Raw genomic sequence first — 22537 nt, forward strand, 5'->3', positions numbered from 1 at the left:
AGTTAGAAAAAAGCGATTTATCGACTGAGGAACAACAGGCCGATAACCAGTGCGGCAAGGAACACCGTCTCACCGACCAGCAGGGCAATCGGTCGCCAACCGACCGAGGCAAGTTTTTGTAGCGAAGTTTTCAAGCCCAGCGCTGAGATGGCGATCACCAGACAGCCGCGCGACAATTCATTCATCGCGTCTGACACCGAGGGCGCCAGCAAGCCGCCACTGTTGATCGCCACCAGGCAAACAAACGCCAGCAGAAATCCGGGGATCATCGGCAGCCGTCGGTTGTTGTCAGAGGAGGCTTTGTGCTGACGGCGAAACATCCAGGCAATGACTACCACCGCCGGCACCAGCAACGCCACGCGCAACAACTTCACCACCGTGGCGATGTCGCCGGTCGCCGGCGAAATCATGTAGCCCGCGCCGACCACCTGAGCCACGTCGTGAATCGTGCCGCCGAGAAATATCCCGGCCTGCTCGGGCGACAATCCCAACAGTTTGCTGATGATCGGATAGGTGATCATCGCCACGGTCGACAGGCTGGTCACACCGACCACTGTCAACAACGTATCGCGCTCGCTGTCCTTGTGTTTGGGCAAAATCGCCGAGATCGCCAATGCTGCCGACGCGCCGCAGATCGCCACCGCACCGCCGGTCAACACGCCAAGATCGGCGCGCACACCCAACATCCGCGCCAACAGCCAGCCGATGGAAATCGTCGCGGCCACCGCACACACCGCAGCAAGGACGGTTTCCCAGCCCAACGATCCCATCTGCCCCAGGGTAATTCGCGCCCCGAGCAACGCAACACCGATGCGCAGCAGGGCGCGTGCGGCGAATTCAATGCCCGGCAGGCAACGGCCATCCTCGCTGAGAAAGTGACAGGCCATGCCGAACAGCAGGGCATAGAGCAGCGTCGGGCCGCCGTAATGATCGGCGATGAAAGCTGACGCCATGGCGATTGCCAGACTCACCAGCAGGCCGGGGCCGATCTGTCGGCAACGGCTGAGCAGTTGCCGGGGCGCGCTGATCGGCGCGGCATAAGGTGGGTTTTTTATTGTTTTGTTCATGTCTGTCACGTTCCCGAAAAAGTGCTCGCGTCAATCGGTCGGTGCTTGCTCGAAACACGGCACGGTGCGGTCGATAGCCACCCACGGTTGCGCTGATCGGCACCACAGATGCATCGCCGGTTGCACCACGGACGGGTCGCTGAGCGTGCCGGCCTTGATGACAAACAGGCCGGGCATCGTCGCCACTTCGCTGTACAGCGCAGAGCCGCAGGCGCCACAGAAGAAACGCCGCACGGGCATGCCGCTGCCGCCATCGCTGGCGAAACTGCTAAGGCTGAGGCCCTCAACTTCGAAGCCCTCGGCGGGCACCACGACGTTGATGGAAAACGCGCTGCCCGATTGTTTTTGGCAGTCCGTGCAATGACATACAGCGGTCACCAACGGGACGGCGAGGGTCGAATACTGAACGTTGCCGCACAGGCAGCTGCCATTAAGGGTGCTCATGGTTAAAGTCTCTTTAGGTCGAGGAAAAAATCAGGGCTGAGCGATGGATCCGGATGGCCATTGCAGGGCGTTTTGCGCGGTGTGCCGGATGCTGCGCAGGGCGCTGTAAAACACCAGCGCGGCGAGGCTGCAACCGAACAGCACGACGCAAAGAATCGAATACTTGATAGCGTTCGGATCCTTGAACACGTAGTCGGTCAGCACGCCGACCATCACCGGCCCGCAGCCGGCGCCCAGCAGGCTCAGTGCGCCGGTGTACATGGCCATGAACTGGCCGCGCATCGGCGCCGGTGCGACTTCGACGATCAGCGCTGCACCGACGCCGAACAGGCAAGTCCACAGGGTCGCCGCCAGCACCAGAAAGGGCACTGCGCGTTCGACGCTTGAAGCCAACAACAGCGGAATACTAACGAGGGCGAGCAGCACGCTGGCGATCACGGCGATGCGCAGGTTGGCGTTGGTCACGCCGCGATTGCGCCAGTATTCACCCAGCCAACTGGCGAAGATCACACCGATCGGGCCGCACACGCACATGATCGCGCCCATCAAGGCGCCGATGCGCGCATAGCTCCAGCCGAACTCGCGGACAAAGTAGGTCGGCACCCAACTGCCGCTGCCGTAGACGGCGGTGTAGAAGCAGCCGGCACCGAGGAAAATCGCGGTAAAGGTGCGGCGGTTTTCGCGCAGATAGGCCAGCACCTCGCGCAGCGGAATCTCCACGCGCACGGTCGGGCTGAGTCCCATCGCGTTTTTGCGCAGACGCGGTTCTGGCACGCCGATCATCAGTACCAGAACGAGCAAGCCCGGCAGGCCGATCGACATCAGCGTGGTCTGCCACGGTTGCAGCAAGCCCAGCCAAGGCAAGGTCAGTGGGTGCGCGGTGAAATAGCCGAGCACCAACCCGGTGGCGAGCAAGCCGGCGCCGGCACCGAACGAGGCGCCCATGCCGAACACGCCCAGAGCACGTCCGCGATTGTGCGGGGTGAACAAATCGCTGATCAGCGACACCGCGCCCGGCAACAGCACCGCCTCGCCAACCGCCACGCCAATGCGCGCCAGCAGCAGATGCCAGAACTCGGTTGCTAGCCCACCGGCCGCCGTGGCCAGACACCACAAACCGATGCCGACGGTGATCACCAGCGGACGATTACCACGGTCGATCAGGCGCGCAATCGGCAGACCGACCAGAGAGTAGAACGCCGCGAAGGTGAAGCCGTGGAGAACCCCCATCCAGCTGTCGTTGACCTGCAACGAATGCTGAATCGGTCCGACCAGCAGCGTGAGGATCTGCCGATCCATGATCGAAAATACATAGGCGATCAGCAGAACGCTGACCGTGTAATAAGCCTGCCCACGATGGGTGAGTTCCACGGGCGAGGCGGTGACGGTGCTGGCCTGGAAACCGTTTGTGCTGGACATCGTTGGATGACCTCTTGGCGTGCGTTGTTTTTATTGTTGAACGCTGCCAATGCGCGCGTGTGCGGCGCGCATTGGCCATGGCAATAAACGCTTAGCCGGGTTGCTGCCAGAGATTGTTGTCCTGCCAGATGTTTTCCTTGCGCCAGTGCTCCGGCAGGGTTTCGCCGGTGTGCTGAATGACCCGGCCGATGAGCAATTTCAACTGCTGGGCTTCTTCGTAGTCGAGTGATTCGAGGGCGCTCATTTCTGCCGCTTTGGCAAACGCCAGCCACTGGATGGTCAGTTGCCGTCCGGACTCGGTGAAGTAGATGCGCTCCGATTCTTCGTCAGACGCCTCCAGCGTCAACAAGCCCTTGTCGACCCACAGGTCGAGGTGCTCGCGAGGCAGGTGCTTGCCAACGAATTCGAACAGGCGCCGCAATTGCGTCAGGGTTTTGCCTTCGCCGAAGCTGAGCATGCCCAGCAGTTCGAAATCCAGATCACTCATTCCCATCGTCTTGAGTTGCTGACGAATCGGCAATTGCATCTGGTAGTAGGCGCGACCGAGCAGGAAACCCAGCCAGTTCTCGCCGTAAACGCTGTTGTCCACCGCTGGCGCTGGCTGCATCAGGCGCCGGTAACCGCCGCCATGGAACACCAGCGGCGGCGTATCGAAGCGGTCGAAGGCGAGCACTTCGCCGACCAGAATGACGTGGTCGCCACCTTCATATTGGTAGGTGGTGCGGCACTGAAAACGTGCCGAACAGCCTTCCAGCAGCGGAATGCCGTCGGGGCCGCGACCGGTGGTGAGCCCGGCGAACTTGTCGACGCCGCGCTTGGCGAACAGGTTCGACAGGTGTTCCTGATCGGTGGCCAGAATATGCACGGCGAAGTATTCGGACGCGGTGAATGCGTGGGCGGAGGTCGAGTCCTTGTTCAGGCTCCAGAGCACCATCGGCGGGTCAATCGATACCGAATTGAAACTGTTCGCGGTCAAGCCGTAGTCCTGGCCGTCGGCGCCGCGCGTGGTGACGATGGTGACGCCGGTGGTGAAGGCGCCGAGGGCCTGGCGGAACTGTCTTGGGTCAAAACTCGTATTGTTCATGCTGGGGACTCCATCGCCGCCAACGTATCGGGGCGAATTTATTGTTGTTCTGACAAACACGCATGCTTCAAGGGCAGAGCTTCAGTGATTCACGGGCACAGCAATGGCATGACCAGGCGGCCGAAGCGCTCAGCCTCTTCATGATGCGGGTACCCGGAAAGGCAGAAACCGGTGCAGCCGGCCTCGACAAATTCCATCAGTTGCGCGGCGACTTGCTGGGGATTGCCGACCACTGCAACGCCAGCGCCGGGGCGGACTTCGGTGATGCCAGTCCACAGGTGCGGGGTCATTTTGCGCCCGACGGTTTTCGACAATTCGGCTGCTCGCTGGCTGGCGACAGAATTGCTTTTTGCCGCCATTTGCACGGCGGCGGCCAGTGCCGAGTTTTCTGCACCGGCAATCAGCGCGTCTGCGGCGGCCCAAGCGTCGTCTTCGTTTTCGCGGCAGATGATCTGCAAGCGCATGGCGAATTGCAGTTCATCTTCACGACCGTATTTGGCGGCGCGGGCGCGCATTTCGATGATCTGCCCGGCGATGCGCTCGGGGTAATCGCCCCAGAACAGGTGCACCGACGAGTGCTTGGCTGAAATCTCCGCCGCCTGCTCCGAGCCGCCGCCGAGGAAGAAGGGCGGGTGCGGTTGCTGGAACGTCGACGGTATGATTTTCGGCCCGTTCACCTGGAAGTATTTGCCGTTGTGCTCGACGTCCTGTTCAGTCCACAGGCGCTTCATCAACTCGACTTCTTCAAGGAGCTGATCGTAGCGCTGTTCTTTTTCCGCAAACTGGCCTTCGGCGACAGCGTCTTTGTCGCTGACACCGGCAATCAGGTTGAGGTAAATGCGGCCCTGGGACATCTGGTCGAAGGTCGCGATCATTTTTGCCTGAGCCACCGGGTGGATGTAGCCAGGCTTGAGCGCGGCGAGCATTTTCAGGTGTTTGGTGCGCGAGGCAAGAAATGCGGCGACCATCCAGGCGTCCCAGCAGATCGCGCTGACCGGAATCAGCATGTAGTCGAAACCGGCGTTTTCGGCCGCGATGGCCACGCGTTCGAAGTGTTCCAGCGAGCGTGGAATATCTTGGCTTGGGTCGCCAAAAGCGCTGGTGTCGCCGAGGGTTGGACAGAACCAGCCCATGCTCAGGGGGATTTTATTATTCATTGTGAGGCTCCCGTCAGGTGAACGATGGGTGCACTTCATCAAAGGCTTTACGCTGAGTAAAATGAATAGGTAACATTGCCGGTATGCACAATATTAATATCCGTACGCTCGACCTGAACCTGCTGGTGGTGTTTCTCACGCTCTGGGAAACCCAAAGCGTGACCCGCGCCAGCGAGCGTCTGGCGTTGAGTCAGTCCGCCGTCAGCCATGCCTTGCGCCGGTTGCGTGAGCGCATGGGCGATGAGTTGTTTGTGCTGGGGCGCACTGGCCTGCTGCCAACCTCGCGGGCCACCGAAATCATCGGCCCGGTGCGTGAGGCGCTGGAGAAGATCGATCAAGTGTTGCAGGGCGGCAGCACGTTCTCACCGGGCACCACGCAACGAACCTTTCGGATTGCGGCGGGGGATTTCGTCGAGTTCATGATCTTGCCGAAACTGCTCCAGCACATCAGTACCACGGCCGCCGGGGTCGTCATCGAAGTCGTGCCGTTGCCGGATCCGTTGGCGCTGTCGCTGATGCTGGAGAGCGGGGCGATTGATCTGATGATCAACACACCCGCCGTGCTTGGTGCCGGCGTGCGCAGTGAGAAACTGGCCACCGTTCAGTTGCAGACCCTGATCTGGCAGCGCGAAGGCCTGAAGGCCGGGCGTTTCCCGATGGCGTTGTATCTGGAGCGCCCGCACGTGGTGATCAGCATGCACGAGCGCGGCGGCAACATCATCGACCGCACCCTGGCGGCGCAATCGTTACGCCGCCCGATTGGTGCGGTGGTGCAGAATTTCATGGCGATGCCGGTGATCGCTTCGCAAACCGGCTACATCTGCAACCTGCCGAGCCCCATCGCACAGGCATTTGCCAAGGCTTACAAACTCAGCTGCCACGCGCCGCCCATCGAGTTTCCCGAGCCGGAGTTGATCGTCTGCTGGCACACGCGATTCGACGCCGACGCAGGCCTGCAATGGATGCGCGATCTGGTCAGGCAGTGTGCGCTGGCTTGACGCTCGGCTTTACAGCAGGCTCCACGAAACCCCGACGTAAACCCCCATGCCTTCGCCCGGCGTCGACCGCGCGGCATCCTGACCTTTGTCGTCATACCCCGGCGTGACCGTCGCGGCGTAGTGTTTGTTGGTCAGATTGCGCATGTCGACCCAACCCTGCCAATCACCTTTCGGCGCGTTGTAGCCGAGCGTTGCGCCAAACAGTGCGTACGGATCGGCGTAGTAACTGTCCGCGTAATCCACGGCAACTTTCGACACCAGTTGCGTGTTCACCGCCGCGAAGAACCCCTGCGGCCAGTCGTAGCGCAATTCGCCTTGGTAGTAATGCATCGGCAGGCCCGGCAAGCGGTTATCGCCGAAGCGGTCGTCGTCACGATAGTGGAAATCGCTGAAGGTATACGCCTGACGCAGGCTCAACTGGCGACCATCGGCAGCCGACCAGAGTTTGCTGTTAAGGCTCGCTTCAACGCCTTGGTGCACGGTCGGGCTGGCGTTCAATTCATACGGCGTGACGGCGTTCGCATCCGGCAGCACTGAAAGCAGTTCATGTCGCACCTGCGCGTAGTACCACGCCAGGCTCCAATCGCCGATGGCGCTGTTGCCACGCCCGCCGAGCTCCAGCGTGGTCGCGGTCTGGTTTTGCAGCTTGATCGGGTCTTTTTGCGTACCCGTCGCGGCGCCGTTACCGGCAGGGAAGCGCACGTTGGAGCTGTAGATCAGCGACCACGGGTGCGGCGCTTCGACGGAGCGGCTGAGGTTGCCGAACACTTGCAGATCGGGGTTGATCTGGTAGCGCAGGCCGAGGCGCGGCGCGTAGTCCCAGTCGTTCATGCTGGTTTTGCCACCGCTTTGCGGATAGGTCACGTCGCTTTCGCGGCGGGTGTAGATGGCGGCGAGGCCGGTGGTCAGCCACAGGTCGTTGGCGATTTCCAGGTCGTTGCCGAAGTGCAGTACGGTGTCCGAACCCTGATAGGTGAAATCGCGCATTTTTGTGCCCGGCGCATAACCGGCGGTGTTGCCGGTGGGAATGCGCACGAATTCGCTGGCGCCATCATTGGGCAGGTGTTTGGTCACGCGCAGGCCGACGTTGCTGCGGCTTTCCATGCCGAAGATCGTGTCGCGACGTTTGTAGTCGAAGGTGCCGCTGACGTCGGTGTAGGCGACTTTCAAACGGTTCGGGCCTTCGCGCAGATCCATCGGGTAGTCGTGGTAGACGAGGCCGGTCTGGATGCTTGAATCGTCGTCGATGTAGAAGGTGGTTTTGTTGCCGATGAAGGTGCTGCCCGGTTGCTTGCGGCTGTCGTCGCGCGCCACGTAAGACGGGTTGGCCGCGCGCGGATCGTGCTCGATGGAGTGCTTGGTCACGCGGCCGGCGAGGTCGTTGTCGGTTTCGCGGTAGCGGATGTAGAAGCGCGTTTCCAGGTTCGGGTTGAAGCGATAACCGAAGTTGGCGATCACGCCTTTGCTTTCGCTGGCGGTGTGATCCTGATAGCCGTCGGCGTTGGAATCGGTCAGCGACACGTAGTAGTCGAAGTCGCCGAGCACTTGCCCGGAACTGACCTGACGCTGCTGATAGCTGTGGCTGCCAGTGGCGTAGCGCACTTGCAGTTTCGGCGCGTTGTAGCCGGTGTGGCTGACGTAATCGATGGCGCCGCCGAGGGCCAGTGAGCCACGGTCGAAACCGTTGGCGCCGCGCAGCACTTCAACGTGATCGACCCACAGCGGTTCGAGCAATTCGTAAGGCGTACCGCCGGGGCCGGTCAGCGGCAGGCCGTCGAGCATGGTGTAAAGGCCCGAGGCGTGGGCGCCCGGCGCGCGATTGATGCCCGAACCACGCACGGAAATCTTCACGCCTTCGTTGCCCGCCGACTGCGCGTAAACGCCCGGTTGATAGGCCAGCACATCCTGATTACTCGAGACGCGGCCCTGCAACGGTTGGCGCATATCGACCACGTTGGTGCCGCCGGGCACTTGCTCGAGGCGTTCTTTGGCTTCTTCAACCGACGCATCCGAACCGCGTTGCTCATCGGCCGAAATCAGCACTTGCCCCAGTTCCAGACCTTGAGTCTCGGCCATCGCCGGGCAGGCAAGGGCCAGGCCCAGCAGGGCAGTGGGCAGGGATTTTGGCGACGGCATCGAAAAACTCCAGACAGGCAAGGGCGGGCAATGAATGAACAGTGCGACGCAGGAAAGAACGAAGGAAACACATGGCAATTTTGCTTTTTACCCGGCGATGGCAAACAGCAGGTCATGAACTAACCTCACGTGTCTGGTGTGTGTCGTCAATAAACATTCTGTTTCTGCATTCATTCGAGAGGGCCGGGTCATGGCAAAAGACAAAAAGAAGGACGCCAAGGCGCCTGAAAGTCCGAAGCTGAAAAACAAGGATTACCTTGAGCAACTGCGCAAACTGCACGTTGAGCTGGTCAAGTTGCAGGAGTGGGTGATCGCCGAGGGCGTCAAGGTTTGTATTGTTTTTGAAGGCCGCGATGGCGCGGGGAAGGGCGGTACGATCAAGGCGCTGACTGAGCGTGTGAGCCCGCGGGTTTTCCGCGTGGTGGCGCTGCCGGCGCCAACGGATCGCGAGAAGAGCCAGATGCATGTGCAGCGTTATTTGCCTTATCTGCCGGCGGCGGGGGAAGTGGTGATCTTCGACCGCAGTTGGTACAACCGCGCCGGTGTCGAGCGGGTGATGGGCTTTTGCACGGATGAGCAGGCGGACAAGTTTCTCAAGTCGATCCCGTGGGTTGAGCATGCGATCGTGCAGTCCGGGGTGATTTTGCTGAAGTATTGGCTGGAAGTGAGCCCGGAAGAGCAGACGCGGCGGCTGGAAGCGCGGATCAATGACGGTCGCAAGATCTGGAAACTGACGCCGATGGATCTGAAATCCTACAGCCGCTGGTACGACTACTCGCGGGCGCGGGATGAAATGTTCAAGCATTCCGATACCGAGCATGCGCCTTGGCTGGTGGCGGATTCGAATGACAAGCGTCGGGCGCGGCTGAATATCATCACTGATGTGCTGAGTCGCATTCCTTATGAGGATGTGAAGCGCGAGAAGGTCGAACTGCCGAAGCGGCAGAAGGCGGGCAAGTACAAGGATCCGAATTATCCGTATCGGCGTGTGGCGGAAAAGTTCTGATACGCAGCCGGGGGCGATGTTGAACCCATCGCCGCCTTCGCGGGCAAGCCCGGCTCCCACAGGGTTCTCGGTCGTATGCAAATCCCCGAACACCCCACAAATCTTTGTACGAGCTAGCCTGCTGGCGATTGCTTTGAGTCAGACACTATCTTCGGCACAGACACCCCGCTTTCGCGAGCAGGCTCGCTCCTGCAGGGTTTTGCGCCGTACACAAATTTGCGATAACCCCACAAATCTTTGTGGGAGCTAGCCTGCTGGGGATTGCTTTGGGTCAGACAACATCTTCGGCACAGACACCCCGCTTTCGCGAGCAAGCTCACTCCTACAGGGTTTTGCGCCGTACACAAATTTGCGATAACCCCACAAATCCCTGTGGGAGCGGGCTTGCTCGCGAAGGCGGTGGGTCAGGCAACATCTTCGGCACAGACATTCCGCTTTCGCGAGCAAGCTCAGCTCCTACAGTTTGGTGTTGTCTGTTTGATCACTTCGACAAACGCCTGCACCCGCGCACTGCGCTCGTGCTTGCGTGTCAGCAGCAACAGCGGCGCTACGGCACCTGGCTCAGCAAGCGGTCGATAAACCACGCCACGCTTGACCAACGCCTGCGCACATTCAGGCACCACCGCAACCCCTCGACCAGCCGCCACTAGCGCAACAATCGAGGTGATCTGTTTGCCCGTCGGCCCAGCGATCGGCGTCAGCCCATGCAGGCGAAAAAGCGCTTCAACGATGTCATTCAACCCCGAACCATAATCCTGCGGAAACGCAATCAACGGATAAGCGCTCAGTTCAGCCAACGTCACCCGATCCTGCGAGGCCAGCGCGCTATCACTGGCAACCGCCGCCACCAACGGCTCATTGCCCAAACAGATCGCCTGCACTCGCGCATCCTCGCCAACCGGCAACAAACGACCCAAGCCAATATCCAGCCGCCCCTCAATCAACTGCGCACACTGATGATTCGAAGCGCCTTCATCCACCGTCACCTGCACTTCGGGATACAACGAACAAAACCGCTTAAGCGTCTCGCTAAACACATCCGACAACGCAATCGAGCTCGCATACCCCACCGCCAAATGCCCGGCAGAGCCCGTCGCCAGCTTGCGCGTAATGCCTTCCGTCATTTCCACCTGCTCCAGCAGCGCCCGCGCATGCGGTAAAAAATGCCGCCCCTCTGCAGTGAGCGTGACATTGCGGCTACTGCGATCAAACAGCTGAAACCCCAGTTCCTTTTCCAGTGCCGAAATCTGCCGGGTCAGCGGTGGCTGGGCGATGTGCAGGCGTGCGGCGGCGCGGCCGAAGTGCAATTCGTCGCTGACGATCAGGAAGTAACGCAGGCGGCGCAGATCGAGCATGTTCATCCTTGGGTATCAATCGGTCGGAAATCGGTATTGGATCCGTGCAGCGTTCATCTTATAAAAATGTTTAAAAATATTTCTAAAAATTCCTGCGGCTTCTCAACATCGCCTTCAGAACAACATGGATATTCAATGAAGACTCTGCTCGAAAGCCTCATCCCGATCCCCGTAGCGGCGCTGGGCGCATGGCTCGGCTATCTGACCGGCCTGCCGCTGGGCGAACTGATCGGCGCGATCTGCCTGGTCACCGCGTTAAGCAAATTCGGCGTGCGCATGCGTATGCCTTACCCGTTCGTGGCCGCCGTGCAGTTGTTGCTCGGCGTCAGCGTCGGCTCGATCGTCACCGCTTCAATGCTCGGCGAGCTCAGCGATTTCAGCATTCTGCTCGGCCTGCTGATCTGCATGACCGCGCAAATCGTCGTCGGCTACAACTGGCTGCGGCGCATGGAACGCTGGGGCCATGTGGAAAGCTTGCTCGGTTCGATACCCGGCGCGATGGCGGCGGTGATGACGGTCACCAGCGCGGAGGGCCCGGCCTCGGGGCGGATCGCCTTTGTGCACATCGTGCGGTTGCTCGCGTTGTTGCTGGTGGTGACGCTCATCGCGGGCGGTCATGCAGACAACACGGCACCGACTCTGGGCGCGCTGGACGATTACCTGCGGGTGATCCCGCCCGCGCTGGCGGCAGTAATCGCCGGGTATCTGCTGGAACGCTTCGATGTCCCCGCGCCGTACATGCTCACCGGGTTGCTCTGCACAGCGGCGGCCAATGTCGGGTTTCACGCCGATTTGCAGGTGCCCGAGCCACTGGCGATTGTCGCGCTGATCCTGCTCGGCGGCCTGATCGGTATTCGTCTCAAAGACATCACCCTCAAGGATTTCGTCCGCTACATCCGCGCCGGGCTGGTGGTCACCGCGCTGACGTTCTGCTCGACGCTGGCGATTGCCTTCGCGTTCAGCCAGTTCACCGGCAAGCCGTTTTTGGCATTGTTCATGTCGTGGGTGCCGGGCGGCGTCGAGGTGATGACGGCAGCGGCGTTGCTGCTCAAACTCGACCCGGCGTTCGTGATGCTCAATCACGTGGTGCGCATGTCGATCATCCATCTGTGCCCGGCAGTGCTGCCCAAGCGATTCTTTCAGGAGAATCCGCAACCGGCATAAACACCCTCCATCCGTCGCCCGCGCTGAACGACCCAGGAAGGACTTATCTCTATCGATTAAGCACTCGATGAGAAATCCCCTATGTTCGATCAGCGGAAGAAAGAATCACTGGCGGCATGGCGCAAACTGGCGACGCAATCGCAAATGCGCCTGGATCCGGAAGAACAATACGACGAGTTGCTCAAAGCCGCCGATGACATGGAGGAGCAAGGGCTGATCACCAGCGCCGAATGGCGTCAGTTGGTGCGCGATGCGGGCAGCGTGTTCACGCATCCCGATCAAGCGCGCAGATAAAACCGGCAACGGTTGAGTGACGCCATGGACTCGCTCGACTCAGCGCTGATGGCGGCGCGCAGCCAGTTTGCGATCACCATCAGTTTTCACATCGTGCTGGCCGCGTTCACCATCGGCCTGGCCAATTTTCTGCTTGTGCTCGAGGCGCTTTGGTTAAAGAGCGGACGGCAGATTTATCTCGATGTTTACCGCTATTGGCTGAAAGTATTTGCCCTGAATGTCGCGGTGGGCACTGCCTCGGGGCTGATTCTGGAGTATCAGTTCGGCCTCAACTGGTCGCGGCTGGCGGTTCAGGCGGGCGATATTCTCGGCCCGCTGATGTTTTACGAAGTGTTGGCGGCGTTTTTTCTCGAAGCGGGTTTCCTTGGCATCATGCTGTTCGGCATGAAGAAGGTCGGCCCGCGCCTGCATTTTTTCGCCACCTGCGCGGTGGCGGTGGGCTCGCTGATCAGCGCGTTCTGGATTCTCTCGGCGAATTCCTGGATGCACACGCCGGCGGGGTATTCGATTGCCGCCGACGGCCGTTTTATCGCCGAAGACTGGTGGGCGATCATTTTCAATCCATCGTTTCCCTATCGGCTGGTGCATATGACGCTGGCAGCGTTGCTCGGCACCGCGACGCTGGTGGCCGGCATCAGTGCCTGGCAGTTGCTCAAAAACGCCGACAATCCACGGGCGCGGCTGGGGTTTTCCATGGCGCTGTGGCTGCTCGTCGTGCTGATGCCGGTGCAGATCGTGGTCGGCGATCTGCATGGTCAGCACAGTTTGAAAGTGCAGCCGCAGAAAGTCGCCGCCATTGAAGGTTCGTGGACGCGTCCAGCCGAGGGCGCGGGCGAACCGTTGCGGCTGTTCGCGTGGCCCGACATGGCGCAGCGGCACAATCACTGGGAAGTGGCGATTCCGCGAGTGGCTTCGTTGTACCTGACCCATGATCTCAGCGGCACCATCGCCGCCCTCGATGAATTTCCCGCGCAGGACATTCCTCCCGTAGCGCCGGTGTTCTTTGCATTTCGGCTGATGGTCGGACTGGGCGTTTTGATGCTGGGGCAGGGCGTGGTCAGCCTGTTTTTCCGTCGTCGTCAGCGCCTGTACACGTCGCGCGGCTGGTTATGGGCCAGCGTGTGCATGGCGCCGGCGGGTTTTGTCGCGATGCTCAGTGGCTGGGTTGTCACCGAGGTGGGTCGCCAGCCGTTTACCGTCTACGGCTTGATGCGTACGGCCGAGAGCCTGTCCTCGGTGTCCCGCGCGCAAGTACTGGCTTCGACCTGGCTGATTCTGCTGTTTTATCTGCTGATTTTTGGCATCGGCCTGTGGGTGTTGCTGCGTTTATTGCGCGAGCCGCCAAAGCAGGACGAGTCCGGGCCGCAGCCGACGCTGGCCGATGAAACGGGGCATCCCTGATGGACACCGATTGGATCACGCTGCTGTGCGCGGGCGCTCTGGCCTTTTCGGTGATGAATTACGTGCTGCTCGACGGCACGGATCTGGGCGTCGGTGTGCTGCTCGGCTTGACCGAAAACAGCCAGCACCGCCGCGCCATGGCGGTAACCATTCTGCCGATCTGGGATGCCAATGAAACCTGGCTGGTGCTGGGCGGCGGCGGGCTGCTCGCGCTGTTTCCGCTGGCCTACGCGATTTTGCTGCCGGCGCTTTATCTGCCTTTTATCCTGATGTTCCTCGCGCTGATTCTGCGCGCGGTGGCGCTGGAATTTCGCGACCACTCGCCCAACGAAGCGATCAAGCGTTGGGTCGATGGCGCGCTGTTGTGCGGTTCTTTGCTGGCGGGCGCGATTCAGGGCGTGGTGTTGGGAACGCTGGTGCAAGGCGTGCCGCATCAGGGCAGCCAATACACCGGCAGCGGTGTGGAATGGCTGGGGGCGTTTCCGCTGTTCTGCGGCGTGGTATTGGTGCTCGGTTACACGTGGCTCGGCGCTTGCTGGCTGTATTGGCGAACCGTCGACGACTTGCAGCGGCGCTGCGCACGCCAGGCGCGGGTGTTGGCGCTGATCACTGTGATGCTGTTGATTGTGCTGGTGATATGGACGGCAACGTTGCAGCCCCAATACATGCAACGTCTGACCGATATTCGCGTCTGGGCGCCGACGCTGACGGTGCTCGCCATTCTTTCAGCGGTGTTCTGGTCGGGGTTTCGCAGCCGCTTCGATGGCGTACCGCTGTTCGCCGCGCTGGGCGTGTTTGTGCTGGCATTCGCGCTGATGCTGGTTGCGTTGTTTCCGCTGATCGTACCGCCGGATCTGACCTTGAAAGCCGCCACGTCCAGCCCGAAAAGCCAACTGTTCATGTTGATTGGTTTCGCCGTGCTGATCCCGGTGACCCTGGTTTACAACACCTTTGGCTTCAAAGTCTTCAGCGGCAAAGTGCGGCCGATCAAGTCTTCTTGAGAGCGTATTGGCTGGCCAGATACTGGCAGATACGACCTGACTGTTCTGAAAACGTCAGCCCCGAGAACTTTCATCCCCTCCATCGAGTCGACCAGACAACCACAAAACCGGCCATACGACGGGTCGGTTGAAAACTATAAAAAGGTGTCTGTCATGAGTTGTCTGATTTGTGCGGGGGGCGCTGAGCGCATTCATTGCCAAGGCCCATGGGAAGAACGCGATTGCCCTGACTGCGGGCGTTATCGCGTGGCCGATGAACTCTTGCTGACCCTGATTGAGCAGGGGCAAATCTTCGATGTCGGTAAAACCCGAGGCTGGCTCGACAGTCGCCGCGCCGAGGTGGCGATCCCGTCGATTGAGGTGCATGAGGCGCTGCTCGTCGGATGATGGCGGCGCGCCAGCACGCCGCATCCCTTAATCCGACGTTAGCTGGTAACCTGCCGCCCGATTATCTGCAGCTCTCGGGAGCCTTTCATGACTGGCCTTTACGCCGCTTTTCCTCCAGACCTGGCTCCTGGCAATGTTTCGGCGGCGCAAACCGCGCTGTCGGACATCGAGCTGCTGCACAGCATCAGCGTCAGCCTGATCGGCGAGCAGGATCGCGAAGCGCTCTACGGCAAAATCGTCGATGCAGCGGTGTTCATCACCGGTTCACAGTTCGGCACAATGCAATTGCTTTGTACGCCGGAACACGGCGCCGGCCATGGTGGCGAGCTGCAATTGTTGTACGCCCATGGCCTGCCGGCCGAGGCGGTCGGTTTTTGGCATTACGTCAGCCCGGCGGCCTATAGCAGTTGCACCTTGGCGCTGAAACTCGGCCAGCGCGCGATCATTCCCGATTTCGAACAGTGGGCCGACATTGCCGGCACCGAAGACCTGCTCGCATTCCGCCGCACCGGTATCCGTTCGGCGCAGACCACGCCGTTGATGTCGCGCGATGGCCATCTGCTCGGCATGATCTCGACGCACTGGAACAAACCGCACCATCCCTCCGAACGCGATTTGCGCCTGCTGGACATTCTCGCGCGCCAGGCCGCTGATTTGCTCGAACGCACCATCGCCGAAGAGGCGTTGCGTGAAGTCGAAGAGCAGCAACGGCAGACCGCCGCGCGTTTGCGCGAACTCAACGAGACCCTCGAACAGCGCGTCGCCGAGCGCACCGCCGAATTGATGCAGGCCGAAGAGAAACTGCGCCAGTCGCAGAAAATGGAAGCGGTGGGGCAACTGACCGGGGGCCTCGCCCACGATTTCAACAACCTGCTGACCAGTATTTCCGGTGCGCTTGAGCTGATGAGCCGGCGCATCGGCCAAGGGCGCCTGAGCGAAGTCGACAGGTACATGGTCGCCGCCCAAAGCGCGGCAAAGCGTGCGGCATCGCTGACCCATCGCCTGCTGGCGTTCTCGCGCCGGCAAACCCTCGAACCGCACGCCACCAACGTCAATACGCTGATGTACGGCATGGCCGAGCTGATCCAGCGTACCGCCGGGCCGGGCATTGTCGTCGAGACGCTCGGCAGCTCGGAGCTGTGGCCGGCGTTTGTCGACAAGAGTCAGCTGGAAAACGCGCTGCTCAACCTCTGCCTGAACGCCCGCGACGCCATGCCCGATGGCGGTCGCATCACCCTGGAAACCACCAATCAGTGGATGAATCGCGAGGCAGCGCGCGGCATTGATCTGCCCGAAGGCGATTACCTGTGTGTCAGCGTTCGTGACACCGGCACCGGCATGTCGCCGGACGTCATGGCGCATGTGTTCGAACCGTTTTTCACCACCAAACCGATCGGTCAGGGCACTGGCCTCGGGCTGTCGATGATCTACGGGTTTGCCCAGCAATCCGGCGGGCAGGTGCAGATTCAATCGACGGTGGGTGAGGGCACCCAGGTGTCGATTTACCTGCCGCGCCACCACGTTGAAGCCAGCCAGGACGAAAATGACGCGGCCGATGAGTCCGTCGCGGCCTCGCAACTGGGCGAGACCGTGTTGCTGGTCGACGATGAGCCGACCGTGCGCATGCTGCTCGTCGATGTACTGGGCGAACTCGGTTACACGGTGATCGAAGCCGCCGACAGCGTCGCCGGGCTGAAGCTGTTGCGCTCCGATGTGCACATCGATTTGCTGGTCACCGACGTCGGCCTGCCGGGCGGCATGAACGGCCGGCAACTGGCCGAAGCGGGGCTGCAATTGCGCCCGCAGCTGAAGACCCTGTTTATCACCGGTTATGCCGAGAGCGCAGTGTTTGGCGGCGGTCAGCTCGAGGACGGCATGCACGTGCTGACCAAGCCGTTTGCCGTCGATGCGCTGGGTGGGCGGGTGCGCGAGCTGTTGGCGAAATAATCAGCCGCGCTCACGTTGTTCACAGCGCTATCCCTTCACCACTAAAAGTCGGTTTTTTCAGGTTTTCCTGATGGTTTGCCGCGCCCCTCTGCCAGACAATCCCCCCCGAAGCCGCACAATCCTCCTCGCGGAGGCCATTCCAAAAATGATCACGCCGGGAGTGTCGTTAATAGATGCTTGAGACAAAGATCAAAGTCGTTCTGGCCGACGACCATCCCGTTGTGCTGTTGGGGCTCATCGAGCTGATTGCGCGGGATGCGCGATTTGCAGTGGTGGGACAAGCCACGAGCTCGACGCAACTGGTCGCGGCAATAAACGAGCACGCGCCGGACGTGGTCATCACTGATTACCACATGCCGGAAGCCTCGGTTTACGGCGATGGACTGAAACTTGTCGGTTATCTGGCCCGACATTTTCCGCACATCGACATCGTGGTGATGACCATGATTGCCAACCTGGAAGTGTTCGCGCGACTGCGCAAGCTGGGTGCCAGCGTTATACAAAAGAAACACATGCTGATGAACGTGCAATCGACACTCGACAGATTGGCGAGCCCTGTATCGCCTGAGCAAAGCGCGGATCACTGTCCGTCGATGGTGACAGCTGCAAGTGCTGCCGATGTGGCACAGCAACGGTTAAGTGCGCGGGAACTCGACGTGCTGCGTTTGTATATGGCGGGCCTGAGTTTTCGCAGCATTGGCAAGGATCAGCGACTCAGCGTTAAAACGGTCAGTGCGTACAAGTTGTCAGCCATGAAAAAGCTGAGTGTCGTCAGTGATCAGGAATTGATTGGCTACTGCATTCGCAGTCGCATGTTTAATTAAATACCGGACGGTATTGTTGGGGTTAGAGCGATGGACATTCCCGCTGCTGAAAAAATGCACTTGAAACAAAACTCGGTAGACGCGGCGCTGGTGGAGGGGGCGCACAGCATCGTCGCTGAAATCAGGCAGGCCACCGCCTCGGTTGCCGCCGTTCGCGAATCGGTTGTCCACGCGGCAGCCAACTTTGGCGTCAGTGTCTACTCGGCCAATGAAGACTTTTCCAAGGCCTACCGCCAGCTTTGCAGTGTCATGAGTGTGGCTGAAATCAAGCAGCGCTCAGCCATGCAGCAACTGGAAAAACAGACGCGGAGTGCGCTCCACGGCGTCATTATCAAAGTCACTATCGCCATCGGTCTGTCCGCCATTACTGGCGCGGCGATCGGCGCCGGTATCACCACGATGATGATGCATTAACATTTTCTTCAACTTAAACCGGCATCGATTTGACAGTGGGTGCAGCCTTGAAAATATCTGAAGAGGAAATGGTCGAGCTGATTGACGCTATTGGCCTGGCGATTGTTCCTGTGCTCTTCAAAGGCGTCGATAAGGACACGCCCGCTTATGTCATGCGTGAGCGCGCAAACGTCAATGCGGAGATCATGGGGCGTTTCGCCGCGATGTTGTATTGCGGTGACGAAGTGGGCATGGAAGTGCTGGATCTGATCGCGCATTTCACCGCTTACATGCAAGTTGAGCATCAACATTCGATGAAACGCTTTCTCGGCCCCGACGGTGGCATGAGCAAACTACGGCAAGCGCGGGCTAATAAAGGTTCGATCCAGTAACAGCAGGCTTAGTGAGAATCGTCCCGGTATTTTTAAGGTTTAGCTGATGTTCGCCGAACACCTGCTGCGCCTAATCTGGCGCGATGAAACTGAAGCAATTTCTGCAACCCGCCGACTCATACTTTTCGACGCCCAAGGCCGCCAGAAGGTTGTTGCGACTGTTCGCGCAACTGCTGGTGCTCGGGACAATCGTCGGCGCGGTCATTTCAATCACCTCGATATTCAATAGCGAAATTTCCCGTCGCCAGGGTTTTATGAGCGACGCTATTGCCAATGCACGGGTGTTTTTTACCCAGCGTGAATCACTGCTCAAATGGCTGGTGCTGTCTGCGGTAAATGATCCGCAAGCCCCGGCAGGCCATGAAGCTGCTGACCACGCCAGCGATTGGGGCGTGCGCCTGACCGGGCCGATGAATGACTATTTCAAAGACAATCGCCTGAACCTGCTTTACGTCCCTGAAGAGAAAGACAAGGGCGGTGAATACCTGAGTAAAGCCCTGCCGTTTATTACGCCGATTTCGCTGGATGTGCTGAGGAAGTTGCGCGCCCTCGATGATCAGGCGCCGGGTGCTGCGCGCGAACTCTGGCTCAGTGATCAAAGTGCATTTCCGCCGCGCTTGTACCTGTTCGGCCGAGTGGATTCGTCTCAGGCGGAATCAGGCTGGATCGGTCTGGAAATGGACGCTGCGGATGTCTCCAGCAGCCTGCATGATGAACGCGCCGGGCAATTCATGATGCTCCCCCCCATGGCGACGTGATGATGAGCAGTGCGCCCAGCGATCAATCCGCGCCCGGTTCACCGATGTTGAAGATCGGCGAGGACTTCGGTTTATTCGGTGTCGGGGCTGTGCCGGATCAGTTGGTGATGGAAAAAAAGCTCGGTTACTCGGACTGGAAACTTTCCTACACCCTCGAACTGTATTCGTTGTTGAAGGTGCTCTGGTGGCCTCTTTGTATCTCTCTCGTTCTGGTTTTTCTCACAGCGCTGCTGGTTTATAAACTGGTGCACCGCATCGAGCGTCGTCTCATCACGCCTGCCACAAAACGTATCGATGCGCTGATCGAAAGCGAGGCTTTTTGCCGTGCCGTGATACAGACCGCGCCGGTTGCGCTCTGCGTATTGCGCCGTGTCGACGGCACCGTGGTGCTGGAAAACCGCTTGTCCGAGCAATGGCTGGGCGAATGCTCCGGGCGCGAACGCCTGTGTCATCACTGGATTGACCAAGCCTTTGACGAAGAAGCATCGAACCTGACGGATGCGTTTGAGGCGGGCAACGGTCGGCACTTGTATGTCAGCTTCGCACCGACCCGCTACAACGGCGAAGACGTGCTTTTCTGTGCCTTCAGCGACATCAGTTCGCACAAACAGGTGGAAGCTGCGCTGGCAATGGCCAAGCAGACCTCGGACACCGCGAACGAAGCGAAAACCTTGTTTCTGGCCACCATGAGCCACGAGATACGCACGCCTTTATACGGTGTACTGGGCACGCTTGAGTTGATGGAAAAGACCGAACTGCGCCCGCAACAGAAAGCCTACATGCACGCGATCGGTAACTCGTCGGCGGCGTTGCTGAACCTGGTGTGTGATGTGCTGGACGTGTCGAAGATCGAAGCCGGGCAACTGGCGCTGGAAGTCAGTGAGTTTTCACCGTTGGAACTGGTGCGCGACGTCGTACAAAACTACACGGGCGCGGCGCGGGGCAAAGGCATTTTGCTTTATTCGTTTATCGATCCTGACATGCCTTCGGTGTTGCACGGTGATGTAACGCGTATCCGCCAGATCCTGAATAACTTGCTGAATAACGCCGTGAAGTTCACCGAGAGTGGGCAGATCGTGTTGCGTGCGAAGTTGTGCGTCGCCGAGGGTGATGTCCTGGAAGTGCAATGGCAGGTGTCAGACACCGGCCCCGGCATTTCCCAGGAAAATCAGGCGTTTCTGTTTGAGCCGTTTTACCAGGCCGGTTGCAACACTAACGTTGTCGCCGGCACCGGATTGGGCCTGTCGATCTGCCAGCGATTGGCGGCATTGATGGAGGGGCGCGTGCGGGTGGTCAGCACGTTGGGGCTGGGCAGCAGCTTCACCCTCAGCGTGCCACTGGAAAACCTGTTGCCGGCGGATGACATCCTTTTGGCACCGGTGCCTTTGCAAGGTCTGGTGTACGTCTGTTCGCCGTCGCTGGCCATGGCGGATTACATCGCCGACTGGCTGCGCAAGTGGGGCGCGCGCGTGCAAACCGGCTGGCCCGCCAACACGGGCGGCACAGAAAACGCCGTCCTGGTCGAAGTGCATCCCGCTGAGTGGCGGCCGATCTACCCGGCCTGAACCGGGCCGCGTGTGTTGATCAGCCTGGAAGAGCGCGAAGACGACAGTGCCGTGCAGTTGAATGACTTGAACGCCATCCGCGATGCCGTTCGAAAAGCGCAAGGCCGCAAGGCCATTATCGACGAGGTGGTCGTCAGCGACGTAGTCGAACGACTGAATTTGAAGATACTGGTGGCTGAAGACAATCAGGTCAATCAGTCCATTTTGAAAGACCAACTGCAAACACTGGGGTGTGAAGTGGCGTTGGCCAGCGACGGTACGCAAGCGCTGACGCTGTGGCGGGGGGAACACTTCGATGTCGTTCTCACCGATATCAACATGCCGAACATGAATGGATACGAACTGGCGAGACAACTGCGCAGCATCGGTTGCACCGGGCCGATTATCGGCGCGACGGCCAATGCGATGCGCGATGAAGGTGAACGCTGTTTTGGCGCAGGCATGCAACAGTTGCTGGTTAAACCGTTCGGTCTGGCGGCACTTTCCAACTGTTTGCAACAGTACAAAAGGACTAGCACACGTGGCCTATAGCGTTTTAGTGGTCGAGGATCATCCCTTTCAGCAAAGGCATCTTCTGGACTTGTACGGCTCAATGCACGACATCTCGCTCATGGCTGCGCGCAACGGTGACGAAGCATTGACGCTGATGAAAACTCATCATTTCGACATGGTCTTGAGTGATCTGATGATGCCCGGCATGGACGGTCTGCAGTTTATTCAGCGGCTTGGGCATTTACCGTACAAACCTGCGTTGGCGATCATGAGCAGTGCCTCGCGGCGAATCATGATCAGCGCCAGTCTGGCGGCCAGAAGCCTGGGTTTTGAGGTGGTGGGTCTGATCTCCAAACCGGTGGATCTGATTGCACTGCGAACTCTGCACGACAAGATGCTAAAGCTCGGCGCCAGTGCGCATGCCCATAAAGAAATGCCGCAGGAGTTCGGCATCGCCTGTTTGCGCCATGCAATTGCCGACGGGCAGATACATCCCTGGTTTCAGCCGAAAAAGTCGATTGCCAGTGACCGCATTGTTGCGGCGGAAGCACTTGTGCGCTGGGCTCATCCAACGCTCGGAGTGTTATTGCCGGGCGACTTTCTATCGGAACTCGTGCGTCATAACCTTGAGGAAGAGTTACTGATGAGCGTCGTCTCTCGCACGATTGCCGCCCAGGCTTGCTGGCAGCAACAAGGTTACGACGTGCCGGTGACGATCAACTTGCCGACCCATCTGCTCAATGATGACGACTTACCCGATCGTTTATATGAGCGCGTACTCAGCGAAGGCGGGTTCCCCACTAAAATCGGTTTCGAGTTGATGGAAAGCTCAACCACCGATAATCAGGGACACTATTTCGCCGGTGTGTGCCGCCTGCGCTTCAAAGGTTTCGGCCTGGCCCAGGATGACTTTGGCAAGGGCTACAGTTCCTATTTCAATCTGGCCTCGACACCGTTTACCGAGCTCAAAATAGACCGGTCGTTAGTCCACGGTAGCGTCGAGAACGAGCACCTCGCCGCGGCACTCAGCAGCATCGTCGCGCTCGGCAGGCAACTGGGTTTGAACGTGGTGGCTGAAGGTGTTGAAACAGCCGAAGAGCTTGCACTGCTGAAAAGAATGCACTGCGATCAAATTCAGGGTTTCCTTATTTCGAAAGCCATCGAGTCCGATCTGTTCTTACGCCTGCTTGGCGAAAATACCCGTGCACATTGCTGAACCATGCACGGCTCGCCTTTCAAAATAGCCACGTTGA

General features: G+C 59.5%; 19 protein-coding genes and 1 pseudogene. 13 read left to right on the forward strand and 7 right to left on the reverse strand.

All coding sequences use genetic code 11. The features are described from left to right. Positions 1–17 precede the first annotated feature (17 nt). The 5 genes from ACZZ0D_RS08870 to ACZZ0D_RS08890 form a co-directional block, all read right to left on the reverse strand. Entirely contained in the window at positions 18–1067 is a 1050-nt protein-coding gene (locus ACZZ0D_RS08870; RefSeq protein WP_463552961.1) for a YeiH family protein, read from the reverse strand. 30 nt (positions 1068–1097) lie between these two features. Then, positions 1098–1511: a GFA family protein gene (locus ACZZ0D_RS08875; RefSeq protein WP_463552962.1), complete on the reverse strand. Its 414-nt coding sequence runs from the start codon at positions 1509–1511 to the stop codon at positions 1098–1100. A 30-nt stretch (positions 1512–1541) separates the two neighbouring features. Beyond that, positions 1542–2930: an MFS transporter gene (locus ACZZ0D_RS08880; RefSeq protein ID WP_463552963.1), complete on the reverse strand. Its 1389-nt coding sequence runs from the start codon at positions 2928–2930 to the stop codon at positions 1542–1544. Positions 2931–3021: 91 nt separating this feature from the next. Further along, positions 3022–4014 (reverse strand): flavin reductase, encoded by a 993-nt coding sequence (locus ACZZ0D_RS08885; protein WP_463552964.1) that lies wholly within the window; start codon positions 4012–4014, stop codon positions 3022–3024. 89 nt (positions 4015–4103) lie between these two features. Then, on the reverse strand, positions 4104–5171 hold the full coding sequence (locus tag ACZZ0D_RS08890; RefSeq protein ID WP_212550641.1) for an LLM class flavin-dependent oxidoreductase: 1068 nt from the start codon (positions 5169–5171) through the stop codon (positions 4104–4106). A gap of 83 nt (positions 5172–5254) precedes the next feature. On the opposite strand from ACZZ0D_RS08890, the gene ACZZ0D_RS08895 reads away from it, so the two are divergent. After that, positions 5255–6169 carry a LysR family transcriptional regulator gene (locus ACZZ0D_RS08895; protein ID WP_426619913.1) on the forward strand — a complete coding sequence of 305 codons (915 nt, stop codon included), beginning with the start codon at positions 5255–5257 and terminating at the stop codon, positions 6167–6169. Between the two features lie 9 nt (positions 6170–6178). On the opposite strand, the gene ACZZ0D_RS08900 is transcribed toward ACZZ0D_RS08895, so the two are convergent. After that, a complete protein-coding gene (locus tag ACZZ0D_RS08900) occupies positions 6179–8305 on the reverse strand; it encodes a TonB-dependent receptor family protein (RefSeq protein ID WP_463552965.1) in 2127 nt (708 codons plus the stop codon). Positions 8306–8495: 190 nt separating this feature from the next. Here ACZZ0D_RS08900 and ppk2 point away from each other — a divergent pair, with 190 nt between their 5' ends. Continuing rightward, the gene (ppk2, locus tag ACZZ0D_RS08905; protein WP_159812131.1) at positions 8496–9311 is read left to right on the forward strand and encodes a polyphosphate kinase 2; all 816 of its coding nucleotides are present in this window, start codon (positions 8496–8498) and stop codon (positions 9309–9311) included. A 449-nt stretch (positions 9312–9760) separates the two neighbouring features. Here ppk2 and ACZZ0D_RS08910 read toward each other — a convergent pair whose 3' ends face one another. Then, positions 9761–10666 (reverse strand): LysR family transcriptional regulator, encoded by a 906-nt coding sequence (locus ACZZ0D_RS08910; RefSeq protein ID WP_463552966.1) that lies wholly within the window; start codon positions 10664–10666, stop codon positions 9761–9763. A 135-nt stretch (positions 10667–10801) separates the two neighbouring features. Here ACZZ0D_RS08910 and ACZZ0D_RS08915 point away from each other — a divergent pair, with 135 nt between their 5' ends. From ACZZ0D_RS08915 to pvrR, 11 genes and pseudogenes are all read left to right on the forward strand, one after another. Further along, positions 10802–11830 carry an AbrB family transcriptional regulator gene (locus tag ACZZ0D_RS08915; protein WP_463552967.1) on the forward strand — a complete coding sequence of 343 codons (1029 nt, stop codon included), beginning with the start codon at positions 10802–10804 and terminating at the stop codon, positions 11828–11830. Between the two features lie 81 nt (positions 11831–11911). Further along, complete coding sequence (locus ACZZ0D_RS08920) at positions 11912–12124, forward strand: hypothetical protein (RefSeq protein WP_159812128.1); 213 nt, start codon at positions 11912–11914, stop codon at positions 12122–12124. Between the two features lie 24 nt (positions 12125–12148). After that, positions 12149–13525, forward strand: coding sequence for a cytochrome ubiquinol oxidase subunit I (locus ACZZ0D_RS08925; protein ID WP_463552968.1), 1377 nt, complete (start codon positions 12149–12151; stop codon positions 13523–13525). Further along, positions 13525–14526 (forward strand): cytochrome d ubiquinol oxidase subunit II, encoded by a 1002-nt coding sequence (cydB, locus tag ACZZ0D_RS08930; protein ID WP_463552969.1) that lies wholly within the window; start codon positions 13525–13527, stop codon positions 14524–14526. The genes ACZZ0D_RS08925 and cydB overlap by 1 nt, the downstream gene beginning before the upstream one ends. Before the next feature lie 153 nt (positions 14527–14679). Beyond that, positions 14680–14913, forward strand: a complete 234-nt coding sequence (locus ACZZ0D_RS08935) for a hypothetical protein (protein ID WP_212544476.1) — start codon at positions 14680–14682, stop codon at positions 14911–14913. Between the two features lie 87 nt (positions 14914–15000). After that, positions 15001–16860, forward strand: a complete 1860-nt coding sequence (locus tag ACZZ0D_RS08940) for an ATP-binding protein (RefSeq protein ID WP_463552970.1) — start codon at positions 15001–15003, stop codon at positions 16858–16860. 173 nt (positions 16861–17033) lie between these two features. After that, positions 17034–17684, forward strand: coding sequence for a response regulator (locus ACZZ0D_RS08945; protein WP_463552971.1), 651 nt, complete (start codon positions 17034–17036; stop codon positions 17682–17684). A gap of 30 nt (positions 17685–17714) precedes the next feature. Continuing rightward, positions 17715–18098 (forward strand): hypothetical protein, encoded by a 384-nt coding sequence (locus ACZZ0D_RS08950; protein ID WP_463552972.1) that lies wholly within the window; start codon positions 17715–17717, stop codon positions 18096–18098. 68 nt (positions 18099–18166) lie between these two features. Continuing rightward, complete coding sequence (locus ACZZ0D_RS08955) at positions 18167–18469, forward strand: hypothetical protein (protein ID WP_463552973.1); 303 nt, start codon at positions 18167–18169, stop codon at positions 18467–18469. 83 nt (positions 18470–18552) lie between these two features. Next, positions 18553–21323, forward strand: a pseudogene (locus ACZZ0D_RS08960) (response regulator). Next, entirely contained in the window at positions 21313–22500 is a 1188-nt protein-coding gene (pvrR, locus tag ACZZ0D_RS08965; RefSeq protein ID WP_463552974.1) for a response regulator cyclic di-GMP phosphodiesterase PvrR, read from the forward strand. The pseudogene ACZZ0D_RS08960 and the gene pvrR overlap by 11 nt, the downstream one beginning before the upstream one ends. Positions 22501–22537: the final 37 nt, after the last annotated feature.

It is taken from the genome of Pseudomonas sp. AC193 (assembly GCF_979258075.1).